Genomic DNA, 15662 nt, shown 5'->3' on the forward strand with positions numbered 1-15662 from the left:
ATGTCGCAGACACAAGGCCGCGCGTCGCAGACACAAAACAAAGCACTGCTGTTCGATATCGACGGCACGCTTGCCGACACCGATCCGCTGCATCTGGCGGCGTTCAACCAGGTGCTCGGTCCCCATGGACACAGCTTCGATCACGCGCGCTTCGGCAAGGAGCTGCAAGGCTTCTCCAATGCGTCGATCGGCGAGCGCTTCCTCGCCCACGAGCCGGTCGACCGCCGCGCCAGCATCCTCGGCGAGAAGGAGCGGATCTTCCGCGAATTGGTCTCCGGCCAGATCGTGCCGGTGCCGGGCTTGATGGCGCTGCTCGAGGCGGCCGATCGCGCCGGCGTGCCGATGGTGGCGGTGACCAACGCGCCGCGCGCGAATGCCGAACTGCTGCTCGCGGGACTGGGCATCGCGCACCGTTTCAAGGCGCTCGTGATCGGCGATGAATTGGCGCACGGCAAGCCGCATCCATTGCCGTATCTCGAGGGGCTGCGCCTCGCGGGCGCGCAGGCACAGGCTTCGCTCGCGTTCGAGGATTCGCGCTCCGGCATCCAGTCCGCGACGGCGGCTGGCATCGCGACGATCGGGATGCGAACTGGGCTCGGTCATGCCGATCTGCTCGCGGCTGGTGCGGTCGCCAGCGCGGCGGCATTCGACGATCCGGATTTGACCAGCCTGGTCGCGTCGGCGATGGGGTGGTGAGAAAGGTGCCGAAGCGTGCCGCCTCCGCAATGCTGCAGCGCAGTTCTTAACCCCGGCAATGCTTGCTCGTTGACCTCCATGCCGATCGGTCGCACCATAGGCGACTCGCCGTTTCAAGGGGGCCGCCGTGGCCGGACTCTCCCATCGCCAGACTGAAATCCTCAACATCGCACGCGCATTCGGCCGGGTCATGGTCGAGGACCTTGCCAAGCGGTTCGAGGTGTCGGCGCAGACCATCCGCAAGGACCTCAACGATCTCTGCGACGAGCGGTCGCTGACCCGCATCCATGGCGGCGCGATCATCGCCTCGGGCGTCGAGAACCTCGCCTATGAGGCGCGCCGCTTCGTCGCCGCCGAGGAGAAGAAGGCGATTGGCGCCGCCGCGGCCGCGCGGATTCCGAACGGCTGCTCGCTGTTCATCAATATCGGCACCACGACGGAAGAGGTCGCGAGCGCGCTGACCTCGCATGAGGACCTCTTGGTCATCACCAACAACCTCAACGTCGCGATGCTGCTGTACCGTCATCCGCGCATCGAGGTGGTGGTGGCCGGCGGCACGGTGCGCCGCGCCGACGGCGCCGTGGTCGGCTCGACCGCAACGCAGCTGATCGGCCAGTTCAAGGTCGATTATGCGATCATCGGCGCGTCGGCGATCGACGAGGAGGGCGCGCTGCTCGACTTCGACTATCGCGAGGTGCAGGTGGCGCAGGCGATCATCGCCAACGCGCGTAACGTGATGCTGGTGTCGGACGCGACCAAGCTCCGCCGCAGCGCGCCGGTGCGGATCGCACATATGAGCCAGATCCAGACCTTCGTCACCGATTCGCCGTTGCCCGCGGGCCTCGCCAACATCTGCCACAGCCGCGGCATCGAGGTTGTCGTCGCGATGGACAAGCCGGCGGTCGATATCGATGACAACGGCGCCGAAGCCGCACCCGCGACGCTGCGCAGCGCGTAATTCGCATTCTCTCGCTGTCGTCGCCCGGCTCGCCGCCTCCGCTAAAGCTTCGGCGCGCCTGAGAGCGAAAGCCTCGTCGAAGCCTTGGCGTAGACGGGACCGGGCGATCCAGTACTCCAGAGACGTTCGCGCTTGAGCCGCGACGCCGCGGCGTACTGGATGCCCCGCTGAAGCGGGGCATGACAGCTGAACGCGGCGAAGCCGCACGCACAGCTCTCTCCCCGTCACCCTGAGGTGCGAGCGGAGCGAGCCTCGAAGGGTCGACGGCCCTGCTGGTGGCCGTCGACCCTTCGAGACGCGCTACTCGCTCCCCAGGGTGACGGGTTCAGCAGGAGAGTTCGGCGTGATGGCGACAAATTAGCGAACCCGCTGCCCCCGCCACGATCAATCCGCCCAAAAAATCCCCAGCAAAAGTTCCCTATTTTCACTTTGCTTTCGTTTTCGGTTGTGATCTACTCCAATCCGAAAGTAAAACCGTCAAAGCGAAAACGGTTGCCGGGGGAAGCGTTCTTTGGACCGAATTTACGACCTCGCCATCATTGGAGGCGGCGTTAATGGCTGCGGCATCGCGCGCGATGCGGCGGGCCGGGGCAATTCTGTTTTCCTCTGTGAAATGAATGATTTGGCCAGCGGCACGTCGTCCTGGTCGACCAAGCTCGTGCATGGCGGCCTGCGCTATCTCGAGTATTACGAGTTTCGTCTGGTGCGCGAGGCGCTGATCGAGCGCGAGATCCTCTGGCAGATCGCGCCGCATATCATTCGTCCGCTGCGTTTCGTTTTGCCGCACCATTCGGGCCTGCGCCCGGCCTGGCTGCTGCGGCTCGGCCTCTTCCTCTACGATCATATCGGCGGCCGGCACCTGTTGCCCGCGACGCGCTCGCTCGATCTGACTCGCGACGTGGTCGGCAAGCCGCTGATCCCCGGCCGTTACACCAAGGGCTTCGAATATTCCGATTGCTTCGTCGACGACGCGCGGCTGGTGGCGCTGACTGCACGCGATGCCGCCGATCGCGGCGCTGAGATTCGCACGCGCACCCGCGCGGTCGAGATCAGGCAGATCGACGGCGTCTGGCACGTCACGGTCGAGGACGGCGCCACCGGCGCGCGCGACACCATCAAGGCGCGCGTGCTGGTCAACGCCGGCGGTCCCTGGGTCGAGCAGGTGCTGGCCACCGGCGCCGGCGTCGACGCGCGGGCCAAGGTGCGGCTGGTGCAGGGCTCGCATATCGTGGTGCCGAAACTCTACGACCACGACCGCGCCTACATCTTCCAGAATGCCGACGGCCGCATCATCTTCGTCATTCCCTACCAGAACGATTTCTCGCTGATCGGCACCACCGATCGCGACTATGACGGCGATCCGGCCAAGGTGAAGGCGACGCGCGAGGAGATCGAGTATCTCTGCGCCTCCGCCAGCGAATACCTTGCCAAGCCGGTGAAGCCCGAGGACGTGGTCTGGAATTACTCCGGCGTGCGTCCGCTCTATGACGACGGTGCGAGCGAAGCCAAGGCCGCGACCCGCGACTACGTGTTCGAGCTCGATACGCCCGGCGGTGCGCCGCTACTGTCGATCTATGGCGGCAAGATCACCACCTATCGCCGCCTCTCCGAAGAGGCGCTGGAGCGGCTGTCGCCCTATCTGCGCGGTGCGAAAGCGCAGGAAGGCTGGACCGGCAAGGCGCCGCTGCCCGGCGGCGACATGGATGTCTCCGCGGTCGCGGCGCTGAGCGCCGAGCTGGTTCGCAACCATCCGTTCCTCGCGCAGTCCCACGCCAACCGTCTCGCACATGCCTATGGCACACGCGCCAGCAAGGTCCTGGGCAATGCGGCAACGGCTGATGATCTCGGCCGCTCCTTCGGCGCCACCTTGACGGAGAGTGAAGTCCGGTACCTGATGGCGAACGAATGGGCGCGGACCGCGGAAGATGTCGTCTGGCGACGATCCAAGCTGGGCTTGCGGATGACGGCGGGTGAAATCGCCGCGCTCGACGAGTGGATGGTCGCCAACCGCGTGTCCGGTGAACGTCCCCTCCGCGAAGCGGGAGGACGGGCATGAGCGTTACACTGCAGAATGTCACGCGAACCGTGGATGGCATCCAGACCATCCGCGACGTTTCGCTGACGCTGGAGCGTGGCACGCTCAGCGTGCTGCTCGGGCCGACGCTGTCGGGCAAGACCTCGATCATGCGGCTGCTCGCCGGCCTCGACAAGCCGACCACCGGCCGCGTGCTGGTCGACGGCAAGGACGTCACCGGCGCCGACGTGCGGCAGCGCTCGGTGGCGATGGTCTATCAGCAGTTCATCAACTATCCCTCGCTGACGGTCTACGAGAACATCGCCTCGCCGCTGCGGGTGCAGGGCAAGCCGAAGGCCGAGATCGAGCAGCGGGTGGCGGAGGCGGCCAGTCTGTTGCGGCTCGAGCCCTATCTGAAGCGCACGCCGCTGCAGCTCTCCGGCGGTCAGCAACAGCGCACCGCAATTGCGCGCGCGCTGGTCAAGGGCGCCGACCTCGTGCTGCTCGACGAGCCGCTCGCCAATCTCGACTACAAGCTGCGCGAGGAGCTGCGTGCCGAGCTGCCGCGGATCTTTGAGGCATCGGGTGCGATCTTCGTCTATGCCACCACCGAACCGTCGGAGGCGCTGCTGCTCGGCGGCGACACGGTGTGCATGTGGGAAGGCCAGGCGCTGCAGACCGGCGCAACGCCGAAGGTCTACCGCCATCCCGACACGCTGCGGGTCGCGCAGGTGTTCTCCGATCCGCCGCTCAACATCATCGGCATCGAGAAGAAGGACGACCGGGTGATCTATGCCGGCGGCGAGCAGGCGCCCGCGGCCGGGCTGTACGCCAATCTGTCTGACGGCACGTACAAGATCGGCTTCCGTGCGCATCAGCTCGAGGTCGGGAGCGTCGTGCCCGGCCGCCACAAATTCTCCGCCACCGTGACGGTGACCGAGATCACCGGGTCGGAGAGCTTCGTGCACGTCCATGTCCATGGCTCGAATTGGGTCGCAGTGCTTCACGGCGTGCACGAATATGAACCCGGGCAGGTGCTCGAAGCCGCGATCGATCCCGAAAACATCTTTGTGTTTGACGCCGCTGACCGCCTGGTCGCGTCGCCCGCGACCGCGTTCGCAAGCGAACTGTATGGCAGTTCGCTTGCAGCAAGCGCGTCAGCCCGCAAGAGCAATTGAGGGAGATGCCCGATGGCTCGCATTGACCTCGTCGATCTCGCGCAATCCTACAGCGGCAACGACGCGCCGCTGGAATCCTTTGCGCTGAAGCCGGTGACGATGACCTGGCGGCAGGGCGGCGCGTATGCGCTGCTCGGGCCCTCCGGCTGCGGCAAGACCACGCTGCTCAACCTGATTTCCGGGATCGTGACGCCGTCGCGCGGCAAGATCCTGTTCGACGGCCAGGACATCACGCCGCTGTCGACCCAGAAGCGCAACATCGCGCAGGTGTTCCAGTTTCCTGTCATCTACGACACCATGACGGTCGGCCAGAACCTGGCCTTCCCGCTCAAGAACCGTGGCGTCGCCAAGGCCGAGGTCGATGCCCGGGTCAGGCAGATCGCCGATTTGCTTGACCTCACGCCATACCTCAACCGCAAGGCGACGCGGCTCACCGCTGACGCCAAGCAGAAGATCTCGCTCGGGCGCGGCCTGGTTCGCTCCGACGTCGCCGCCGTGCTGTTCGACGAGCCGCTGACGGTGATCGATCCCGAGCTGAAATGGCAGCTGCGCTCCAAGCTGAAGGCGCTGCATCGCGAGCTCGACCTCACGATGATCTACGTCACCCACGACCAGACCGAGGCGCTGACCTTTGCCGATACCGTCGTCGTCATGCACGACGGCCGCGTGGTCCAGAGCGGCACGCCGGCCGAACTGTTCGACAAGCCGGCGCACACCTTCGTCGGTTATTTCATCGGCTCGCCCGGCATGAACATCGTGCCTGCCGAGGTCTCGGGCCACGAGGCGCGGATCGACGGTCATGTCATCGGCCTGCATCGAAACTATGGTGTGCTGCCGGCCGGCAAGAAGATCGAGATCGGCGTGCGGCCTGAATTTGTCGATGTCGCGGCGCCCGCGTCGGGGCTGCTGTCGGCCACCATCGAGCGGATTGACGATCTCGGCCGCATCCAGTTCGCCCGCGTCCGCGTCGGCAACACCAAACTCGCGGCGCGCGTGCCGCCGGGCTTCTCGATCTCCGGCGATACCGCCGGCCTGATCTTCAATCCCGCCAACGTCCACGTCTATGCCGACAGCCATTTGGTCGAAGGGGTCGCCTGATGGACAAGACCATCAACCAAAAAGCCTGGTTCCTGGTGCTGCCGGTGTTCCTGGTGGTCGCGTTCTCGGCGGTGCTGCCGCTGATGACCGTCGTGAACTATTCGATGCAGGACACCTTCGGCAACAACCAGTTCTTCTGGAACGGCGTCGGCTGGTTCAAGGAGCTGCTCGATCCCTCGACCGATCTCGGCGGCCGCTTCCTGGCCTCGCTCGGCCGCAACCTGTTCTTCTCCGCCGTGATCCTTGCGATCGAGGTGCCGCTCGGCATCGTCGTCGCGCTGTCGATGCCGCGCGAGGGCTGGAGCGTCGCGGCCTGCCTCGTCATCCTCGCGCTGCCGCTGCTGATTCCATGGAATGTGGTCGGCACCATCTGGCAGATCTTCGGCCGGCCGGATATCGGCCTGCTCGGCTATGTCCTGAACCACCTCGGCCTCAACTACAACTATGTCTCCAACGAGGTCGACGCCTGGGTCACGGTCATCGTGATGGACGTCTGGCACTGGACCAGCCTCGTCGCGCTGCTCTGCTACGCCGGCCTGAAGTCGATCCCCGACGCCTATTACCAGGCGGCGCAGATCGACGGCGCCTCGCGCTGGGCGGTGTTCAAGGCGATCCAGCTGCCGAAGATGAACCGCGTGCTGCTGATCGCGGTGCTGCTGCGCTTCATGGACTCGTTCATGATCTACACAGAGCCGTTCGTGGTCACCGGCGGCGGTCCCGGCAACTCGACGACCTTCGTCTCGATCGAGCTCGTCAAGATCGCGCTCGGCCAGTTCGACCTCGGCAAGGCCGCGGCGCTGTCGCTGGTCTACAATTTGATCATCCTGATCGTGTGCTGGGTGTTCTACACCGTGATGACCAATGCCGGCTCCGAGCGCCCGGTCAAGCAAGGAGCGGCGTGATGCATTCGATCCCTGGCCGCCGCCTGATCATGGCGCTGTTCCTGATCTTCCTGCTGTTGCCGATCTACTGGCTCGTCAACATGAGCTTCAAGACCAACGCCGAGATCGTCTCGACGATGACGCTGTGGCCGCATACGCCGACGCTGCAGCACTACCGGCGCATCTTCACCGACGAGAGCTGGTATTCCGGCTACATCAACTCGCTGGAATATGTCGTCATCAACACCGTGATCTCGATCGCGGTGGCGCTGCCGGCGGCGTATGCGTTCTCGCGCTACCGTTTCCTCGGCGACAAGCATTTGTTCTTCTGGCTGCTGTCCAACCGCATGGCGCCGGCGGCGGTCTACGCGCTGCCGTTCTTCAACCTGTATTCGGCGATCGGCCTGTTCGATACGCCGTGGGCGGTCGCGCTCGCGCACTGCATCTTCAACGTGCCGCTGGCGGTGTGGATCCTCGAAGGCTTCGTCTCCGGCGTGCCGCGCGAGATCGACGAAACCGCCTTCCTCGACGGCTATTCGTTCCCGCGTTTCTTCATCAAGATCCTGGTGCCGCTGATCGCGAGCGGCATCGGCGTCGCCGCGTTCTTCTGCTTCATGTTCTCATGGGTCGAGCTGCTGCTGGCGCGCACGCTGACCTCGGTGCAGGCCAAGCCGATCGCAGCGATCATGACGCGCACGGTCTCGGCTGCCGGCATGGATTGGGGTCTGCTTGCCGCGGCCGGCGTGCTCACCATCATCCCCGGAGCACTCGTGATCTGGTTCGTCCGCAATTACATCGCGCGCGGCTTCGCGCTCGGCCGGGTCTAGGAGGCGCTCATGGACAGCATCGCATGGATGGCATGGACCTGGCCCACCGCGGTCTTCTTCGTGCTGCTTGCCTCTACGCTCGGGATGATGACCTGGCTCGGGATCGCCTATCCGGAAGCCGAGCGGGTCGGCGTGCTGCGCATTCCGACCACGCGCGGCGACCGTCTGTTCGTCTCGCTGGTGCTGGCGGCGGTGATCCATTTGCTGTGGATCGGCCTCGTCGGCACCGATCCGATTTTCACCCTGCCGATCGGGGAGGGCGTCGAGATTTCGAGCCTGTGGCTCGGAACGGTAATTTCGCTTCTTTCAGCCGTGGTGATCTTTCGCACCGTCTGAAGAACGCGAAAAAGAGCAGATCCGGGGTCTACCCGGGCCTGATTTAGTCGCTGCAACCGGAGGAATCTAATGCGACATTTACCAATGACTAGAGATAAGCTTTTGACGATGACCAGCGCGGTCGCGCTCGTCGCAGCATCGGTCACTCTTGTCGCGCCGGCCCGCGCCGACGAGGCGGCCGCGAAGAAGTGGATCGACAGCGAATTCCAGCCGTCGACCCTCTCCAAGGACGACCAGATGAAGGAGATGCAGTGGTTCATCAAGGCCGCTGCCCCCTTCAAGGGCATGGAGATCAACGTCGTCTCCGAGACCCTGACGGTGCACGAATATGAATCCCGCACGCTCGCCAAGGCGTTCGAGGAGATCACCGGCATCAAGGTCAAGCACGACATCATCCAGGAAGGTGACGTCGTCGAGAAGATCCAGACCCAGATGCAGTCCGGCAAGAACGTCTATGACGGCTGGATCAACGACTCCGACTTCATCGGCACCCACTTCCGTTACGGCCAGGCCGTCGACCTGACCGATTGGATGAAGGGCGAAGCCAAGGACGTCACCGATCCGATGCTCGACATCGACGACTTCATCGGCAAGTCGTTCACGACGGCACCGAACGGCCACCTCTATCAGCTGCCCGACCAGCAGTTCGCGAACCTCTACTGGTTCCGCTACGACTGGTTCACCAACCCGGAATACAAGGCCAAGTTCAAGGCCAAGTACGGCTACGATCTCGGCGTGCCGGTGAACTGGTCGGCCTATGAGGATATCGCCGAGTTCTTCACCAACGACGTCAAGGAGATCAACGGCGTCAAGGTCTACGGCCATATGGACTATGGCAAGAAGGACCCCTCGCTCGGCTGGCGTTTCACCGACGCCTGGCTGTCGATGGCCGGCAACGGCGACAAGGGCCTCCCGAACGGCCTGCCGGTCGACGAATGGGGCATCCGCATGGAAGGCTGCCGTCCGGTCGGCTCGTCGGTCGAGCGTGGCGGCGACGTCAACGGCCCGGCATCGGTCTACTCGATCGTCAAGTATCTCGACTGGATGAAGAAGTATGCTCCGCCGCAAGCGCAGGGCATGACCTTCTCCGAGTCGGGCCCGGTGCCTTCGCAGGGCAACATCGCCCAGCAGATCTTCTGGTACACCGCCTTCACCGCCGACATGGTGAAGCCGGGGATTGCCGTGATGAACGCGGACGGTACGCCGAAGTGGCGTATGGCTCCGTCGCCGCACGGTTCGTACTGGAAGGACGGCATGAAGCTCGGCTACCAAGACGTGGGTTCGGCCACGCTGCTGAAGTCGACCCCGGTTGATCGCCGCAAGGCGGCTTGGCTCTACCTGCAGTTCATCGTCTCCAAGACGACGAGCCTGAAGAAGAGCCAAGTCGGTCTCACCTTCATCCGTGAATCCGACATCTGGGACAAGTCGTTCACCGAGCGTGCGCCGAAGCTCGGCGGCCTGATCGAGTTCTACCGCTCGCCCGCGCGCGTGCAGTGGACCCCGACCGGCAACAACGTGCCCGACTATCCGAAGCTCGCTCAGCTCTGGTGGCAGAACATCGGCGATGCGTCGTCCGGTGCGAAGACGCCGCAAGCTGCGATGGACGCGCTCGCCGCGGCCCAGGATTCGGTGATGGAGCGTCTTGAGAAGTCCGGTGTGCAGGGTGCCTGCGGACCGAAGCTGAACAAGAAGGAAACCGCTGAGTACTGGTACAAGAAGGCCGAGAAGGACGGCACCATCGCTCCGCAGCGCAAGCTCGCGAACGAGAAGCCGAAGGGCGAAACGATCGACTACGACACGCTGATCAAGTCGTGGCCGGCGAGCCCGCCGAAACGCGCCGAAGCTAAGTAAGGCGGCAAGGCGTACCAGCCCACGCCATCCGCAAACTGCAAAAGGCCGGGAGCAATCCCGGCCTTTTTTGCTGGATCTGTGGCTGTGGAGACCGGTTCAGGATTGTGCTCAAATGACGCGATGAGGTCATCATGCGTCTTGTTGTCATCGCATCATGATCGGGGAGTTTCGTCATGCGCATGACTTTTCGTTGCGATCCGCGGCTTGCCGATCATCTGCCGCGGCCGTCCCCGGCCCGCAGCGCGTTGCCCGATTGGCTGCGCGCAATGCCGGCGAAGGCGCATTCCGACATCCACGACCGCGAGATCCGCACGGTCAAGCAATGCCCGCCCTTTGTCGATGCGATGGCCCACGGGGTCATGATCCCGCTGCCCTGCGATGTCAGGGTCGAGCGTGGCGCCTTCGCCTGGGACTGGGACGTTCCGGAGCCCGCAACGCAGGGCCATCCGCGTGCACCGCTCAGCTTTCATCCCGTCGCGCAATTCGCCGGTGCGCCGTTTGCCAACGGGCAGGCTGCGCTGAAATTCAACAGTTTCTGGACCATCGAGCTCGAGCCGGGCTGGTCGCTGTTCGCGACGCATCCGGTCAATCGCGACGACCTGCCGTTCCGGGTGATCTCGGGGCTGGTCGACGCCGACCGGTTTCACGACGGCGGCATCAATTTCCCGGCGGTCTGGATCCAACCGGATTTCGAGGGCGTATTGCCGAAGGGGACGCCGGTCGTGCAATGCTTCGCCGTGCCGCGCGCGACGCCCGAACTGGTGTTCGAGGCCTTCGACGATGCGCACCGCGCAGCCTATTCCAAGGTCGTCGGCGAGGTGCTGGCCGCACCCAATGTCTATCGCAAGCATTTCCGCGCCAAGCGCGGCCGGCTAGTCACCTAAGGCCGCACGCAGCGCGCGCTCATCGAGCCACAGCCGGCCGTGCGGGGCCGAGGTCAACGCCATCGCGATCGATCCGAACAATTGCGGACGCAAGGCATAGGCGCGCGCGAAGGCATGCATCGCGGCGTCGGGCTCGCCGCTCTCCTGCAGCGTGATCCCCAGATTGAGCGCCGCTTCGGCGTAGTCCGGCTTGATCTCGATCGCTTTGCGATAGGCGCGTGCGGCGCCGTCGTGATCGCGCAGATCCTGCCTTGCGACGCCGAGATCGAACCACGCCGAGGCCGGCGCGGCGCTCGCAACGGCGCGCTCGAGCAGGCTCACCGCACCGGCGAGGTTACCAGCCTCCCAAGCCAGCCGGCCAAGTCTTGCATTGGCTTCCTGATGCTTGGGGATGGCCTTGAGGATCGCCTCCCAGGCCTCGCGGGCCTGCGCCTTGCGGCCGGCCAGCTCCAGCGTGCGCGCCTTCTCGACGAAGGCCTCGCGTTGCGGCTTGAGCGCGATGGCACGGTCGAGATGCGTCAACGCCGCATCGAATTCGCCGCCGCTGCGGGCGAGGCGCGCCGCGAGCAGCCGCGCCGCGGCATTGTCGGGGCGCCGCGCCAGGCTGGTCTCGACATGCCTGCGGGCCGGTGCGATCTCGCCTTTGGCGAACAGCACGGCGGCGAGCAAATGACTCAGCATCGGCTCGCCCGGCTGGCGCGCAAGGCCGCGCTCGCAGAGCTCGATCGCCTCGCCATGCCGGCCGCCATTGAACGCGACAGTGGCGCGTCGAACGATATCCTCGGCGTTGTCCTTGCTCATTCCCGTGCGCGACCGTGTTCAGGCTTGCTCGATGCGGTCCATGCTATGCGGCGCCGGAGATCATGACCAGCGCTTACCGCGTCGCGGACTCGCCGGCTGCCGCGCGCATTTGCATGTACGCCTGGTGGTGCGCCAGCGTCAGTTCCTGGCTGACATGCGACAGCTCGGTAGCGGCGGCTTCGGCAGCCTCGCCCGCGGGCTGGGCGACGCGCACGAACATCCCGGTCTCGTAGGTGCGAACGGCCTCGCGCCAATCCTTTGAGCCCACCAGATGCGCCGCCAACTCCACCGCATCCAGCATCGCGGCGTTGACGCCTTCACCGCCGAACGGCGACATCAGATGCGCGGCATCGCCGAGCAGGGTGATGCCTGGGCGGTTGGTCCAATGATGCCCGACCGGCAGCGCGTGGATCGGCCGCAGTGCGAATTGATCGTTGCTGGCGCGGAGCAGGTCGAGCAGGGCATCGGCCCATCCGGCGAATTCGCCGAGCAGCGCGTGACGCATCGCGGATGGCGAGGTGACGTCGAACCGCCGCTCGGCCCATTCGACGGGCACGCGGAAGATCGCATAGCCGCGCAGATGCGCATTGCCGTTGCGCAGGACCATCAGGCTGCGGCCCGGCGCTCTCGGCGCCCATCTTGCCGCGGCCGACCAACTCCGACAAAGCAGGGTGCTGCGTGTCGACATCGTCGATGCCGAACTCGATGAAGGTCAACCCGCTGTATTGCGGCTGATAGCGCGACACCAGCGGCCGCACCCGGGACCAGGCGCCGTCGGCGCCGACCACGAGATCGAACGGCCCTTCGCGTGCACCGTCGAAGACGAGATCGTACTGGCCGTCATCGCGCAGCGCGACCTCGCGCAGGCCGCAGCCCCAGGCTATGGTATCCGGCGGCAGCGATTGCAGCAGCAGGTCGCGCAGCGCCGTACGGTCGACCTCCGGACGGTCGCCGGTCATATCGTCATCCCCGAGCAGCAGCCGGCCATCGCTGGCGTAGAGCCGGCTGCCCTGATCTTCGTAACGTGCGATGCGCAGGAAGCCGTCGGTGAGCCCGGCGCGCGCCAGCGCGAGCTGGCCGCTCTCGGTGTGCAGGTCGAGCGTTCCGCCCTGCGGCCGCTCGGTTGCCGAGCTTTCGCGTTCGAACAGGCTGGTCTTGATCCCGGCAACATGCAGCAGGCGAGCGAGCGTCAGGCCGCCGGGGCCGGCGCCGACGATAGCAATGCGAATGGGATTTGAACTCATTTACACCACGCTGACAACAGGATACATAGGTACCGATCTATTATAAATAGGGGCCTATGTAAATGGTGGGATCGTGACCGACTGGGACCTGTTCGATCGTCCGGCGCCGCTGGTCAACATGGCATCGCGCAGCTTCCTCAGGCTCGGCGAGCGGCGCGTGAAGCCGCACGGCTTCAGCATCGGGCAATTGCCCGTGATCTATCTGCTGCGTGACGGCAAGGCGATGTCACAGCGCGATCTCGCCCGCGCCGCTAAGGTCGAGCAGCCGTCGATGGCGCAGATATTGGCGCGGATGGAGCGCGATGGCCTGGTGCAGCGAAGGCCGACGCCGGGCGACGGCCGCAGCCAGCTTGTGTCGCTGACCAAGGCGGCCAAGGCCAAACTGCCGGCCGCGCGCAGGGCGTTGCATCGCAATCAGGACCAGGCGCTCGCGGGTTTTACCGCAGCCGAAGCCGCAACCCTACTCGACCTGCTGCGGCGGCTCAATCGAAACCTCGACCGTATGGTCGCGGAGGAGGTTGAGAGCGGTGAGGCTGCCGAGGCGTAGAAATCCCCGAGAGCGCGGAGGCATGACGAATAAGGGCCGGGAGCGATCCCGGCCTTGTCGTCTTCCGTCATTGCGAGGAGCGATAGCGACGAAGCAATCCATGCTTCTACGTATGCGGTTCTATGGATTGCTTCGCTCCGCTCGCAATGACGATGCTGAGAAAGCGGATCGCGTCACTCCGCCGCTTCGGTCGCCTTCAGCGTCGGATAATCCGTGTAGCCCTTGGCGCCGCCGCCGTAGAAGGTCGCCTTGTCCCAGTCGTTGAGCGGGGCGCCGGCCTTGAGTCGCTCGACCAGATCGGGGTTGGAGATGAACGGCTTGCCGAACGCGATCAGGTCGGCAGCACCTGCCTCCAGCACCTTCTCCGCCAGCGCGAAGTCGTAGCCGTTGTTGGCGACATAGGCCTGCTTGAAGCGCTTGCGCAGCGAGGCGTAGTCGAACGGCGCGATGTCGCGCGGGCCGCCGGTCGCGCCCTCGATGACGTGGATATAGGTCAGCTTCAGCGCATTGAGTTGGTCGACGATGTAGTCGAACAGTGGTTGCGGATTGCTGTCGGAGACATCGTTGGCTGGCGTCACCGGCGAGATGCGGATGCCGGTACGCTCAGCGCCGGCCTCCTTGGCGACCGCCTTCGAGACTTCCAGCATCAGCTGGGCGCGATTCTCGATTCCGCCGCCATAGGCGTCGGTGCGCTTGTTGGTGCCGTCCCTGGCGAACTGGTCGAGCAGATAGCCGTTGGCGCCATGGATCTCGACGCCGTCGAAACCGGCCGCCAGCGCATTCGCGGTGCCGCGCTTGAAATCCTCGATGATCCCGGGGATTTCCGACAGTTCGAGCGCGCGCGGCTCGGACACGTCGGCGAAGGTGCCGTTCACGAAGGTCTTGGTCTTGGCGCGGATCGCGCTCGGCGCCACCGGCGCGCCGCCATTCGGCTGCAGCGAGGTATGCGAGATGCGGCCGACATGCCAGAGCTGGATGAAGATGTGGCCGCCGCGCTCATGCACGCGATCGGTGACCTTGCGCCAGGCCGCGACCTGTTCCTTCGAATAGATGCCAGGCGTGTCCTGATAGCCCTGGCCCTGCTGCGAGACCTGGCTCGCTTCGGTGACCAGAAGGCCGGCGGAGGCGCGCTGGCCGTAATAATCCACCGCGAGCGGGCTTGGCACCATGCCGGGCGGCACCGCGCGGTTGCGCGTCAGCGGCGCCATCACGAAGCGGTTCGGCAGCGTCAGCGGGCCAAGCTTGTAGGGCTCGAGAAGTTTGGTCGGTTGGCTCATGTGAAACGGTTCCAGACAATGATCGATGAGGAGAGATTTGTGCATTGCCGCGACGAGCGCAATGGCCGGGATATGCCCAGTTTGCAGGCTAGCCGCGCACAATTCCGCCCATGTGGCCGGCATCGAGGAACAGCGTGTGCGCGTTCACATAGGAGGATTCATTCGAAATCAGGAACAGCGCAGTATAGGCGACCTCCCAGCCGGTGCCCTGGCGGCCGAAAGGTACCGTCACGGCGCGATCCGATCGCCTGCGGCTGGCATCTCGGCCCATCGGCGTGTCCATGAAGCCCGGCGCGATCACATTGCAGCGAATGCCCTTGTCCTCGCCGGCCCGCGCGATCGCCCGTCCCAGCGCGATCTGCGCCGCCTTGGAGGATTCATAGGCCGGGTTACGGCCGCCGGCGCGCTGGCTCGCCATCGAGGAGATCAGGATGATCGCGCCGCCCGGCGCCATCACCTCGAGCGCCTTCTGCGCGAACAGCATGTGGCTGCGTACATTGACGGCGTAGTCGCGATCCCAGGCTTCCGCCGTCATCTTGGGCAGCGACAGGCCGGAGGAAATGCCGACATTCAGCGCCAGCCCGTCGAGCCCGCCGAGCTTTTGCGCGCAGCGTTCGACCGCAGGCGCGATCGCCGCGACGTCGGAGACATCGACCACATCGGTGAAGGCCTTGCCGCCCTCGCCTGTGATCTGCGCGACGGTGTTGTCGGCGGCCTCCCGATTGACGTCGAGGCACGCGACCGAGGCGCCTTCGCGCGCGAACAGCACGCTCATCGCGCGGCCGTTGCCGATCGGCGGCTCTTCGTCAACGGTTGTGCGCTGTCCGGCACCGACCACGATGATGCGCCGGCCGGCCAGGCGGCCATGGTTCTTGGCAAGCCCAAGCGATTCCGCATGCAGCGAGGCGGACGGATCGACGGCTTTCGGTGCGTGGGTCGACATGGCGTGCTCCCTGACGTCTTGTTGTTGTCAAGGAGCAGTAGCACGGCTGTGCGCGCGAGGCGAAAATCCCGCAGCGGGGAATTTCGATTGCAGCAACGTCATTCCGGGTTCGTCCTTCGGACGCCCC

General features: G+C 65.0%; 15 protein-coding genes and 1 pseudogene. 11 read left to right on the forward strand and 5 right to left on the reverse strand.

Translation table 11 applies throughout. From position 1 onward, the window contains the following. The 10 genes from ACVIGA_RS31200 to ACVIGA_RS31245 all read left to right on the forward strand — a co-directional run bounded on the left by ACVIGA_RS31200 (position 1) and on the right by ACVIGA_RS31245 (position 10723). The gene (locus ACVIGA_RS31200; protein ID WP_456669020.1) at positions 1 to 696 is read left to right on the forward strand and encodes an HAD family hydrolase; all 696 of its coding nucleotides are present in this window, start codon (positions 1 to 3) and stop codon (positions 694 to 696) included. A gap of 127 nt (positions 697 to 823) precedes the next feature. Further along, on the forward strand, positions 824 to 1654 hold the full coding sequence (locus ACVIGA_RS31205) for a DeoR/GlpR family DNA-binding transcription regulator (protein WP_456669021.1): 831 nt from the start codon (positions 824 to 826) through the stop codon (positions 1652 to 1654). Between the two features lie 511 nt (positions 1655 to 2165). Further along, a complete protein-coding gene (gene glpD, locus ACVIGA_RS31210) occupies positions 2166 to 3710 on the forward strand; it encodes a glycerol-3-phosphate dehydrogenase (protein ID WP_456669022.1) in 1545 nt (514 codons plus the stop codon). Beyond that, on the forward strand, positions 3707 to 4846 hold the full coding sequence (locus tag ACVIGA_RS31215) for an ABC transporter ATP-binding protein (RefSeq protein WP_456669023.1): 1140 nt from the start codon (positions 3707 to 3709) through the stop codon (positions 4844 to 4846). The genes glpD and ACVIGA_RS31215 overlap by 4 nt, the downstream gene beginning before the upstream one ends. 12 nt (positions 4847 to 4858) lie before the next feature. Beyond that, on the forward strand, positions 4859 to 5944 hold the full coding sequence (locus ACVIGA_RS31220; RefSeq protein WP_176533190.1) for an ABC transporter ATP-binding protein: 1086 nt from the start codon (positions 4859 to 4861) through the stop codon (positions 5942 to 5944). Then, positions 5944 to 6846, forward strand: coding sequence for a carbohydrate ABC transporter permease (locus ACVIGA_RS31225; protein WP_223969462.1), 903 nt, complete (start codon positions 5944 to 5946; stop codon positions 6844 to 6846). Before ACVIGA_RS31220 ends, ACVIGA_RS31225 begins: the two co-directional genes overlap by 1 nt. Then, positions 6846 to 7652, forward strand: a complete 807-nt coding sequence (locus ACVIGA_RS31230; protein ID WP_021075985.1) for a carbohydrate ABC transporter permease — start codon at positions 6846 to 6848, stop codon at positions 7650 to 7652. The genes ACVIGA_RS31225 and ACVIGA_RS31230 overlap by 1 nt, the downstream gene beginning before the upstream one ends. A gap of 9 nt (positions 7653 to 7661) precedes the next feature. Continuing rightward, positions 7662 to 7988: a DUF2160 domain-containing protein gene (locus tag ACVIGA_RS31235; RefSeq protein ID WP_456669024.1), complete on the forward strand. Its 327-nt coding sequence runs from the start codon at positions 7662 to 7664 to the stop codon at positions 7986 to 7988. 108 nt (positions 7989 to 8096) lie between these two features. Then, the gene (locus tag ACVIGA_RS31240) at positions 8097 to 9839 is read left to right on the forward strand and encodes an ABC transporter substrate-binding protein (RefSeq protein WP_212316430.1); all 1743 of its coding nucleotides are present in this window, start codon (positions 8097 to 8099) and stop codon (positions 9837 to 9839) included. A gap of 173 nt (positions 9840 to 10012) precedes the next feature. After that, positions 10013 to 10723, forward strand: a complete 711-nt coding sequence (locus ACVIGA_RS31245; RefSeq protein ID WP_456669025.1) for a hypothetical protein — start codon at positions 10013 to 10015, stop codon at positions 10721 to 10723. Here the strand turns inward: ACVIGA_RS31245 and ACVIGA_RS31250 are convergent. The 3 genes and pseudogenes from ACVIGA_RS31250 to ACVIGA_RS31260 all read right to left on the reverse strand — a co-directional run. After that, the gene (locus tag ACVIGA_RS31250) at positions 10712 to 11524 is read right to left on the reverse strand and encodes a tetratricopeptide repeat protein (protein WP_456669026.1); all 813 of its coding nucleotides are present in this window, start codon (positions 11522 to 11524) and stop codon (positions 10712 to 10714) included. The two genes, ACVIGA_RS31245 and ACVIGA_RS31250, sit on opposite strands and share 12 nt — an antisense overlap. Before the next feature lie 73 nt (positions 11525 to 11597). Further along, positions 11598 to 12131 (reverse strand): FAD-dependent oxidoreductase, encoded by a 534-nt coding sequence (locus ACVIGA_RS31255; RefSeq protein WP_456669027.1) that lies wholly within the window; start codon positions 12129 to 12131, stop codon positions 11598 to 11600. Positions 12132 to 12231: 100 nt separating this feature from the next. Beyond that, positions 12232 to 12768 (reverse strand): annotated as a pseudogene (locus ACVIGA_RS31260) (FAD-dependent oxidoreductase); the annotation flags it as partial. A 73-nt stretch (positions 12769 to 12841) separates the two neighbouring features. Between ACVIGA_RS31260 and ACVIGA_RS31265 the strand changes: the two are divergent. Further along, positions 12842 to 13315, forward strand: coding sequence for a MarR family winged helix-turn-helix transcriptional regulator (locus ACVIGA_RS31265; protein WP_456669028.1), 474 nt, complete (start codon positions 12842 to 12844; stop codon positions 13313 to 13315). Positions 13316 to 13488: 173 nt separating this feature from the next. On the opposite strand, the gene ACVIGA_RS31270 is transcribed toward ACVIGA_RS31265, so the two are convergent. Both ACVIGA_RS31270 and ACVIGA_RS31275 read right to left on the reverse strand, forming a co-directional pair. Beyond that, positions 13489 to 14592 (reverse strand): alkene reductase, encoded by a 1104-nt coding sequence (locus tag ACVIGA_RS31270; protein WP_456669029.1) that lies wholly within the window; start codon positions 14590 to 14592, stop codon positions 13489 to 13491. Positions 14593 to 14680: 88 nt separating this feature from the next. Continuing rightward, positions 14681 to 15535 (reverse strand): SDR family NAD(P)-dependent oxidoreductase, encoded by an 855-nt coding sequence (locus ACVIGA_RS31275; protein WP_456669030.1) that lies wholly within the window; start codon positions 15533 to 15535, stop codon positions 14681 to 14683. Between the last annotated feature and the right edge of the window lie 127 nt (positions 15536 to 15662).

Source organism: Bradyrhizobium sp. USDA 3240 (genome assembly GCF_054063295.1).

Excerpts from the sequence above, each read along its gene's own strand:
- ACVIGA_RS31240 (WP_212316430.1), top strand. The coding sequence starts at position 8,097 with ATGACCAGCGCGGTCGCGCTCGTCGCAGCATCGGTCACTCTTGTCGCG.
- ACVIGA_RS31250 (WP_456669026.1), bottom strand. The coding sequence starts at position 11,524 with ATGAGCAAGGACAACGCCGAGGATATCGTTCGACGCGCCACTGTCGCG.
- ACVIGA_RS31225 (WP_223969462.1), top strand. The coding sequence starts at position 5,944 with ATGGACAAGACCATCAACCAAAAAGCCTGGTTCCTGGTGCTGCCGGTG.
- ACVIGA_RS31230 (WP_021075985.1), top strand. The coding sequence starts at position 6,846 with ATGCATTCGATCCCTGGCCGCCGCCTGATCATGGCGCTGTTCCTGATC.
- ACVIGA_RS31215 (WP_456669023.1), top strand. The coding sequence starts at position 3,707 with ATGAGCGTTACACTGCAGAATGTCACGCGAACCGTGGATGGCATCCAG.
- ACVIGA_RS31255 (WP_456669027.1), bottom strand. The coding sequence starts at position 12,131 with ATGGTCCTGCGCAACGGCAATGCGCATCTGCGCGGCTATGCGATCTTC.
- ACVIGA_RS31220 (WP_176533190.1), top strand. The coding sequence starts at position 4,859 with ATGGCTCGCATTGACCTCGTCGATCTCGCGCAATCCTACAGCGGCAAC.
- ACVIGA_RS31245 (WP_456669025.1), top strand. The coding sequence starts at position 10,013 with ATGCGCATGACTTTTCGTTGCGATCCGCGGCTTGCCGATCATCTGCCG.
- ACVIGA_RS31235 (WP_456669024.1), top strand. The coding sequence starts at position 7,662 with ATGGACAGCATCGCATGGATGGCATGGACCTGGCCCACCGCGGTCTTC.
- ACVIGA_RS31270 (WP_456669029.1), bottom strand. The coding sequence starts at position 14,592 with ATGAGCCAACCGACCAAACTTCTCGAGCCCTACAAGCTTGGCCCGCTG.
- ACVIGA_RS31275 (WP_456669030.1), bottom strand. The coding sequence starts at position 15,535 with ATGTCGACCCACGCACCGAAAGCCGTCGATCCGTCCGCCTCGCTGCAT.
- ACVIGA_RS31200 (WP_456669020.1), top strand. The coding sequence starts at position 1 with ATGTCGCAGACACAAGGCCGCGCGTCGCAGACACAAAACAAAGCACTG.